This window comes from Komagataeibacter nataicola, assembly GCF_003207795.1.
In the GTDB taxonomy this organism is placed as follows: domain Bacteria; phylum Pseudomonadota; class Alphaproteobacteria; order Acetobacterales; family Acetobacteraceae; genus Komagataeibacter; species Komagataeibacter nataicola.
Genome location: NZ_NIRT01000022.1, coordinates 46038 through 54010, shown reverse-complemented (window position 1 = coordinate 54010; position 7973 = coordinate 46038). Strand labels below are relative to the sequence as shown.

Below are 7973 nucleotides of genomic sequence, written 5' to 3'. Positions count from 1 at the left end.
GAAGATACGGCTGGGATCGGTCAAACGGGATGAAGCGGCTCATCGCGACACTCTACAGCCTTACCCCTTCACAGGGTACCCCAACCCGACAGGCTGCTAAAAAATTTTATCATTCATGGCAATATTGGGCCGCACCTTGGCAGGGATTACTGTAATTTCTCGCTATCTTCATCCATGTCATGCAAAAGCGCCTGCGTCAGCGCCCGGTGGGACTGGATCAGCCGCACGTTATCCCGGTTCAGTTTCGGGGCCTTTTTCTTGTCTGCCGGGGGCGCATCGCTCATGGTGGCCGTCATTTCAAAAGTGGTGAGGCTCATGACAAAATCCCGCGCCGACATATCATGCGCCTGCAGGATTGCCTGAAGGTCCGGCATGGCCTCGGTGCGGCGGATCGTGACGGCGAGCGGCATGTTTTTTGTCTGCATCGGCGGCGTGAGATGCGCCTGCCGGATTGCCCTGATGAGGGGCAGCATGCGGGCGAAAAAATCCTTGGGTAGCCTGTAATCGGCCGCGCTTTGAATATCATGCTGCATGGCCTCGTGCACGGCCTGTTCAATCTCGGCCCGCTGGGCGGCAGAGGGGCCGTGCGAATCAGCATCCTGCGCCTGTACATCCCGCAACCCGAGGGAAAAAACTGCAAGAGCGCCGGCGCAGAAGAAAAGAATTCTGCACGGAATAAACGAATTCATGCGCGTGCCTCTCTGATGCCGAGCTGTTCATTCATGACTGTTCTGCCGATTGTGCGGCAGATCGTGCATCAGTCAATATGGATTGGCAACTAACGCATGCGGCCTGTTGTAGACATGACCCATAATCGGTTCAGGAAAACGGGGTTTCAACATTAAATGGCAATGCATTTACGACATTAAAAATGATAATCAGTTATTGCGATTAATAAAGCGTTTTAAGAAAAGCCAGTTGCCAGATCGCTCCCTGAGCCTTTGTCAGGGCGATGGCCACGCTGAACGCGTAATCCATGCATGCCCGGCATGGATTTGTATAATGTAACAAAAATGGATACGATTATCGCTGGAACACAGCATGAGATCATTTTTTTATGGAAATTATACAGTAATGAATAAGTGCATATTTATAATTTTAGGTCTGTTTCTGGCAGCGTGCCATCCCTATCCTGATTCTATACGGGCACCAGCCAGTGCGCAGGATATGTCATGGTCTACCAAAGAGGGGACGGCCACCATCACCGGCTCGGCATCCAAGCGTGTTTTTGACCATCAGAGTGTTCCCAATCTTCATGGCGGACTTATCCAGTATGCTGTTGGCAAAGGGCATGAACTGACCTGTGCCGGGTACGACGTGCAACTGCTGCCTCAAAGTCCGGCTTCTGATCCTGTCGTGGATAATATGTTCCGTTACAATACGATGACCGGACCCAAGGTTGATTCTGCTGCTCTCGCGCCGTTCGTCCGGCATGCCACATGTGGTGCGGACGGAGAGTTTGCCTTCTCCCGCCTGCCTGCTGGCGTCTGGTATGCGGTTACGGAAATCGGCGCCATGAATATTGCCGTCAAGGAAATCCGGACCCAGCCTGACCAGACCACGTCAGTCATTCTGCAGCATCGCTGGAATTATCCCCCTTCATGGCGACATGGACCGTCGTTGTGGTAGGCCGCATGCGGATCATGCCCGTTACCCGGCACGAGAGGCGGTCCCCATTTTTCGGGCAGGTGGTTAAGCTATACCCCGACCTGAGCGAGGACGGGTTTTATGGGCAAGGTTACGCGGAAACGGTATTCGGGTGAGTTCAGGTCTCGTGTTGCGCTGGAGGCGATCCGGGGCGAGCAGACGCTGGCGAAACTGGCGTCGAAGCATGGCGCGCATCTTTTCTGGCAAGACCGCAGCGGAGGCGACAGCCCGCCCGGCCGACGTGGAGAAGCGGCATGCGAAGATTGGCCAATTGCTGGTGGAACGTGATTTTTTGCGCGATGCCTCTGTTCGGTTGGGTGTGATCAGGGGCGGTAAATGATCGACCTGAAGCGGCCCCGGGTTTCGGTCGTGCGGCAATGCACGTTGCTGCAACTCAACCGATCGGGCGTTTCCTGCCAGCCTGTGCCGCAGGGCGAGGCGAATCTGGAACTGATGCGGCTGATCGACGCGCAGTTCCTGGAGACATCGTATTACGGGTCCCGTCAGATGGGCCGACATCTTCGTCGTCTCGGCCACGATGTCGGCCGCAAGCGGACTCGCCGCTCATGGCGGGAAGGGGCCTGCGGGCGATCTACCAGAAGCCGCGCATGACCGGCGCCACATCCGGAGCATCGGAAATATCCGTATCTGCTGCGGGATCTGGTCATCGACCGACCCAGCCAGGTGTGGTGTTCCGACATCACTTATATCCTGATGCACAAGGGCTTTCTCTATCTTGGTGGCGGTCATGGACTGGCGCACGCGCAAGGTGCTGTCCTGGCGTCTGTCGAACACGATGGATGCGGAGTTCTGCGTCGAGGCCCGGAATGCGCTGGTGCGCTACGGCACACCCCGGAGATTTTCAACACGGACCAGGGTTCACAATTCCCGACGCTCCCGTTCACCGAGGTCCTGGAACGACGCCAGGTTCGCATCAGCATGGATGGGCGCGGTCGCTGGCTGGACAACGCGCTCATCGAACGTCTGTGGTGGCCGTTGAAATATGAATGCGTCTATTTGCACGCGTTCGAGACCGGATCGGAGCTACGGGCCAGGCTTGCCGGATGGATCGCCCATTATAACGGGTAACGTCCGCACCCGGCACTGGCTCGACGCACGCCCGATGAGGCGTATCATGATGTGCCTGGGCCATCTGGCCCGGTGTTAACCCCGGGCCAGATGGCCAATAGCAGCGCCGTCAGGATGGCGGCATAACGACAACCGGGTATAGCTTATCAAGCCCACAAAACTGTCCGAACGGACGGGCCACCTCTGTAGGCTGGTGACTGTGGAGGGAACTGAAATGATGGGGGTTTGGAACAGAGCCAGACAGCATAAGAAACCGGTCTGAACGTGTCAGCACGTCCCCGGAAAGCGCATCGCCCATCGCGGGTTCAGATTTGACGAAATCCGTAACCTACTGATCTAACACTAATTTTTAAAGAAAGGTGGCTCCCGAAGTAGGACTCGAACCTACGACCCAGCGATTAACAGTCGCTTGCTCTACCAACTGAGCTATTCGGGATCAGCGTTGGTGAGCAGCTTATAGCCACACTGATGGGGGAGCGTAAACCCCTCTTTTGAACTTTTTTTAAAAAAGGGGAAAAAAGGGAACCCCGGCAGGCTAAAAGAAGGGTAATGCCTTCGCATCTCAGGAGAAACCGCAGCCAATGGTCGAACAGAACAGGGAAGGAAAGCCGCGTCAGCTGCTCCGTCGCGCCGTAGTGCCCATGCTGGTGGCGGGTGGATGCGCCGTGTTGGGCTCGCAATGGGTGCAGAGCCGCCAGCAGGCGCGCCTCGTCCGCCGCGATGATGCCCTGCTTGATGGCCAGCCCCATGACATGATGCTGTCATGGCCCTACGCCCAGTCCTCCACCCTGTACAATGTGGCCCTGCGGCAGGATTTCTTTTTGCAGTACCACCTGAACGTGCAATTGCGTGAAAACGTGGCCAACGGGCGCGACGCCATTGCCGATGTGCAGGCCGGGCGCGCCATGGCGGCGGTAGCGCCCGTGCTGTCATGGCTGCAGGCCTGGCAGGCCAGCCCTGATCTGCCGGTGCGGCTGGTCATGGGGTTGCAGGCGGGCACCTTCCGCCTGCTGGTGCGGCGGAAGCTGCGCATTGCCAAGATCGAGGATCTGGTGGGCCGCCGCATTGCCGTGCTGAATGCCGATATGGCCGACCGGCTGTTCTTCTCCATCATTCTGCGCCGCAAGGGGCTGAACCCTGACACCGCGCCCAACTGGGTCATCCTTCCGCCAGATGAAATTGATGACGCGCTTGCCGCAGGCACGGTCGATGCCGTGGCCCTGCACGATCCCCTGGCCTGGCGGCTGCTGCGCAACCCGGCGCTGGATGTGGTGGAACTGGTCAATAGCGTAAACGGGTTATATGCCGGGCGCACCAATCTCGCGCTGGGTCTTTCCACCGATGTGCTGCGTGATACGCCTGCGGCTGCCGTAGCCCTCGTGCTGGCGCTTTATAACGCTGCCCACTGGCTCCCCGCCCATATGGCCGAGGCGGCCAGCCTGCTCGATGGTCGCGTTGATGGTATGGAGCAGGACGCCATATTGCAGATGATGCGCCATGAGGTGCTCGGCATCAGCCCCGTGGGTAATGACCTGAAAACCCAGATCGCGCGTTATGTCGATGAACTCAAGCTGCTCGGCCAGTTTCCCGACAGCCTCAATTCCGCCAGCTACGCCCGCCGCATCTCCGCCGATATCCTGCACCCTGTCCAGCCCCTGCCATAAGGCGGGGCTAACGCACGTCGCGGTAATAGGGCTGGGCCAGGGCGGCTGGCGCTGCCATCACCCGGCGCATGCGGTGCCATACCACCACCGGCACGATGATGAAGGCCATGGTGCCAACATAGGGCAGCATGTTGAGGAAGGCGGGGTCAATCGGCCAGTTATGCGCCTGTCCCACAAAGGACAGCGCCGTGACCAGCCCGAACAGGAGCGCCGAGAGGGTGACGATAACAGGCCGGTAGCCCGCGAAGATCACCAGCGCCAGCGCAATCCATCCACGTCCCGCCACCATGCCCTCCGACCAGACCGGCACATAGGTCAGTGTCAGGTAGCCGCCTGCCATGCCCGCCATGGCGCCGCCAAGGGTTACGTACCAAAAGCGCATGGCCATGACCGGAATGCCCGCCGCATCCGCCGCCGCCGGGTTCTCGCCCACCGCGCGCATGTTCAGCCCGTGCCGGGTGCGGAACATGATGAAATGCACCGCCAGCGGCAGCAGCACGTAAATCGGTATGATCAGGATATTCTGCCCGAACAGCGCCGGGCCGATAACGGGAATGGAGGAAAGCAGCGGGATGGTGACATGCCCGAACGTTGTCTCCACAGGCTGGCCCGCGTAGCTGTGGCCCAGCGCGGTTGACAGCCCCAGCCCCATGAAGGTCGTGGCCAGTCCGCACAGCACCTGGTTGGCCCGCATCACCACTGCGCCAAAGGCAAACACCATGCCGCCAATAGCGCCAACCATGATGGCCACCAGCAGCCCGACCCACGGCGAATGCACCGCCGAGACGGTCATCACCGCCGTCACCGCGCCCAGCGCCATGAGGCCTTCCACCCCGAGGTTGGTCACGCCCACGCGCTCGGCCAGCACTTCCCCAAGGGCTGCCAGCGCCAGCACGCCACCAGCCAGTACGGCGGTGGCCAGCATGCCTGTCAGCAGCATGATCATGAGGCTTTCCCCTTCGCTGGCGTGGTGGCGACGGGCCGGTAATGGGCCAGTTCATCGCCAATGGCGATCATGAACAGGATCAGCCCGGTAATGGCCAGAATGACCGAGGCCGAGAGCTGCTGCGTTTGCATGACAATGCCCGAGTCAAGGATCAGCGCCATCAGCAGCGCCGCCGGGATCACGTTCAGGCACGACCCGCGCGCCAGCACCGCCACCACAATGCCCAGATAGCCAAAGTTGTTGGCCATGCCGCCCTGCAGCCGGTGCACCGTGCCCGCGACCTCGAACATGCCAGCCAGCCCCGCCAGCCCGCCAGAAAGCAGCATGACCGAGATGATGCGCAGCCGCACCGGAATGCCTGCATAGCGCGCGGCCTCCGGGTTGGCCCCGCCAATGCGGATCTCGTACCCCCACCGCGTGCGCGACAGCACCAGCGCCAGCCCGACCACGATCACGATGGCGACCGGAAAGCCCCAGTGCACGATGCCCCACATCTCGGGAATGGAAACCGAAAGCCGCCGGGTCGAGACCTGCGCCCCGCTGATCCGGTCACGCCACGGCCCCGTGGTCAGGTAATAGGTGAGCAGGGATGCGATGAAGTTGAGCAGAAGCGTGGTGATGATCTCGTTCACCCCGGCATAGGCGCGCGCCAGCGTGGGCACGGTAATCCACGCCATGCCACCCAGTATGCCCGCAATGGTCATGAGCGGCAGCATGACCAGCACCGGACCATGCAGGCCAAGGGCTACGCCTGTCGCGGCAATGGCGCCTGCATAGAACTGGCCCTCCGCCCCGATGTTCCATAGCCCGATGGTGCCGCACACCGTAACGGCCGCCCCCGTGAGCAGCAGCGGGCACATGAACAGCGCCAGATCCTCCAGCCCGAAGCGCGAGCCAAGGGTGGAGCGCAGGATCAGTTCCGCCAGCATGACGGGGCTGTGGCCCGAAAGGGCCAGCACGCCCGCGATGATGCACAGCGAGACCACGATGGCCACCAGCCGCAGGGCAAGGATGCGACCCGCGGGGGCAGTGGGCAGACGCTGGAAGGCGCGTGTCGCCATTACTGCGTCCCTCCCGGCTGGAGGTCGGTGGGCTCACGCCCGCCCATCAGCATGCCGATGGTGGCGATATCCGCGTTTTCGGCATCAATCACATCCATCATGCGCCCGTGGAACATGACCCCGATGCGGTCGGACACGTTCAGCAGGTCTTCCAGATCTTCTGAAATGAACACGACAGCCACCCCCTGGTCGCGCAGGTCGGTCAGATAGCCCAGCATGGTGGCGATGGCCCCGATATCGAGCCCGCGCGCGGGGTAGGCGGCCACGAGCACCCGGCTGGCGATGCGGATCTCGCGCCGTGCCACCAGCCGCTGCTGGTTGCCGCCCGAGAGGTTGCGGATGGGCATGGCAAAATCGGGAATGGTCACGTCCGCCAGGTCCGCAATGTCGCGCGCCAGCATGCCTGCCGCTGCTGCATCATACAGGCCGTGGCGGCCAATGGGTGGTTCGGCATATTCACGCAGCGCCATGTTGGTGGTGATGGACAGCGAGGGCGCCAGCGCGCTGCGCAGCCGGTCCTCGGGGATGTGGCCTATGCCTGCATGGGCAAACAGGGCCGGGTCGGCACGTTCCACCACGCTGCCATCAAGCATGATCTCGCCCGATGTCCGGGCCATCAGGCCGGTCAGCACATGGGTCAGTTCGCGCTGGCCGTTGCCCGCAACGCCTGCAATGCCCAGGATCTCGCCGCCATGCAGGTCAAGGCTGACATCGCGCAGCGTTTCCACGCCCCGGTCGTCGCGCACGCTTACGTGGCGGAGTTGCATGATGGGCTGCGGGGCGATCGGGGCAGCCCCTTCAGGCCGCGCGCGCATGTTGCGCCGCACGATGTCGCGCCCCACCATGGTGGCCGCCAGCATGGTAGGATTGCAGTCCGCCGTTCTGAACGTGCCCACCTTGCGCCCGCCGCGCAGGATGCTGACGCGATCGGAGATTTCCATCACCTCATCAAGCTTGTGGCTGATGATGATGACCGCATTGCCCTGTGCGCGGAAAGCGCGCAATGCGCGGAACAGCTCGCCCGTCTCCTCCGGTGTCAGCACGGCGGTGGGCTCATCCATGATCAGCAGCCGCGCCCGGCGCGCCAGAACGCGCAGGATTTCAACGCGCTGCTGCTCGCCAGCCGAAAGGTCTGCCACGCGTGCCGCCGGATCGACAGGAAAGCCGAAGCGCTCCGAAATCTCGCGCGTGCGCGCCTCCATTACGGCAGGCGAGGCGAGGCGGGGGGCCTCGTCCCACCCCAGATGGATGTTTTCGGCCACGCTGAAGGCCTGCACCAGCTTGAAGTGCTGGTGTACCATGCCGATGCCCGCGCGGATGGCCTCCTGCGGGGCGGTGAAGGTCTGGCCATAGCCATCGAGGATGATCTCGCCTTCCTCGGGCTGGTAGATGCCGGTCACCACGTTCATGAGCGTGGACTTGCCAGCCCCGTTCTCACCGAGCAGGGCATGGATCTCGCCCGGCCACACGTCAAGGTCCACATCCTTGTTGGCGATCACACCGGGGAAGAACTTTCCAATACCGCGCAACTGCAGCACCGGCGGCGTGCCCGGCGCCATGCCGGAG

At 61.6% G+C, this 7973-nt stretch carries 7 protein-coding genes, 1 tRNA gene and 1 pseudogene; 4 read left to right on the top strand and 5 right to left on the bottom strand.

Going from position 1 to position 7973, the window contains the following annotated elements; genetic code table 11:
• Positions 1 to 146: 146 nt before the first annotated feature.
• A complete protein-coding gene (locus CDI09_RS12045) occupies positions 147 to 473 on the bottom strand; it encodes a hypothetical protein (RefSeq protein ID WP_249034022.1) in 327 nt (108 codons plus the stop codon).
• Positions 474 to 524: 51 nt separating this feature from the next.
• On the opposite strand from CDI09_RS12045, the gene CDI09_RS18205 reads away from it, so the two are divergent.
• From CDI09_RS18205 to CDI09_RS12035, 3 genes and pseudogenes are all read left to right on the top strand, one after another.
• Positions 525 to 782, top strand: a complete 258-nt coding sequence (locus CDI09_RS18205) for a hypothetical protein (protein WP_167370136.1) — start codon at positions 525 to 527, stop codon at positions 780 to 782.
• Between the two features lie 259 nt (positions 783 to 1041).
• Complete coding sequence (locus CDI09_RS12040) at positions 1042 to 1629, top strand: hypothetical protein (RefSeq protein ID WP_146220877.1); 588 nt, start codon at positions 1042 to 1044, stop codon at positions 1627 to 1629.
• A gap of 99 nt (positions 1630 to 1728) precedes the next feature.
• Positions 1729 to 2862 (top strand): annotated as a pseudogene (locus tag CDI09_RS12035) (IS3 family transposase).
• Between the two features lie 234 nt (positions 2863 to 3096).
• Here CDI09_RS12035 and CDI09_RS12030 read toward each other — a convergent pair.
• A tRNA-Asn gene (locus CDI09_RS12030) sits at positions 3097 to 3172 on the bottom strand.
• Between the two features lie 145 nt (positions 3173 to 3317).
• Here CDI09_RS12030 and CDI09_RS12025 point away from each other — a divergent pair.
• Positions 3318 to 4400: an ABC transporter substrate-binding protein gene (locus CDI09_RS12025; RefSeq protein ID WP_078524364.1), complete on the top strand. Its 1083-nt coding sequence runs from the start codon at positions 3318 to 3320 to the stop codon at positions 4398 to 4400.
• A 7-nt stretch (positions 4401 to 4407) separates the two neighbouring features.
• Here CDI09_RS12025 and CDI09_RS12020 read toward each other — a convergent pair whose 3' ends face one another.
• Genes CDI09_RS12020 through CDI09_RS12010 form a run of 3 tightly spaced genes read right to left on the bottom strand, consistent with a single transcriptional unit; the run spans position 4408 to position 7966 of the window.
• Positions 4408 to 5346 (bottom strand): ABC transporter permease, encoded by a 939-nt coding sequence (locus CDI09_RS12020; protein ID WP_078524363.1) that lies wholly within the window; start codon positions 5344 to 5346, stop codon positions 4408 to 4410.
• Positions 5343 to 6407 (bottom strand): ABC transporter permease, encoded by a 1065-nt coding sequence (locus CDI09_RS12015; protein WP_078524362.1) that lies wholly within the window; start codon positions 6405 to 6407, stop codon positions 5343 to 5345. Before CDI09_RS12015 ends, CDI09_RS12020 begins: the two co-directional genes overlap by 4 nt.
• Positions 6407 to 7966 carry an ABC transporter ATP-binding protein gene (locus CDI09_RS12010; protein ID WP_078524361.1) on the bottom strand — a complete coding sequence of 520 codons (1560 nt, stop codon included), beginning with the start codon at positions 7964 to 7966 and terminating at the stop codon, positions 6407 to 6409. The genes CDI09_RS12015 and CDI09_RS12010 overlap by 1 nt, the downstream gene beginning before the upstream one ends.
• Positions 7967 to 7973 lie beyond the last annotated feature (7 nt).

What these genes read in the sequence shown, in the direction of transcription:
- CDI09_RS12045 (WP_249034022.1), bottom strand. Translation starts at nt 473, where the DNA reads ATGCTGCCCCTCATCAGGGCAATCCGGCAGGCGCATCTCACGCCGCCG.
- CDI09_RS12010 (WP_078524361.1), bottom strand. Translation starts at nt 7,966, where the DNA reads ATGGCGCCGGGCACGCCGCCGGTGCTGCAGTTGCGCGGTATTGGAAAG.
- CDI09_RS12040 (WP_146220877.1), top strand. Translation starts at nt 1,042, where the DNA reads ATGAGATCATTTTTTTATGGAAATTATACAGTAATGAATAAGTGCATA.
- CDI09_RS12025 (WP_078524364.1), top strand. Translation starts at nt 3,318, where the DNA reads ATGGTCGAACAGAACAGGGAAGGAAAGCCGCGTCAGCTGCTCCGTCGC.
- CDI09_RS12020 (WP_078524363.1), bottom strand. Translation starts at nt 5,346, where the DNA reads ATGATCATGCTGCTGACAGGCATGCTGGCCACCGCCGTACTGGCTGGT.
- CDI09_RS12015 (WP_078524362.1), bottom strand. Translation starts at nt 6,407, where the DNA reads ATGGCGACACGCGCCTTCCAGCGTCTGCCCACTGCCCCCGCGGGTCGC.
- CDI09_RS18205 (WP_167370136.1), top strand. Translation starts at nt 525, where the DNA reads ATGCTGCATGGCCTCGTGCACGGCCTGTTCAATCTCGGCCCGCTGGGC.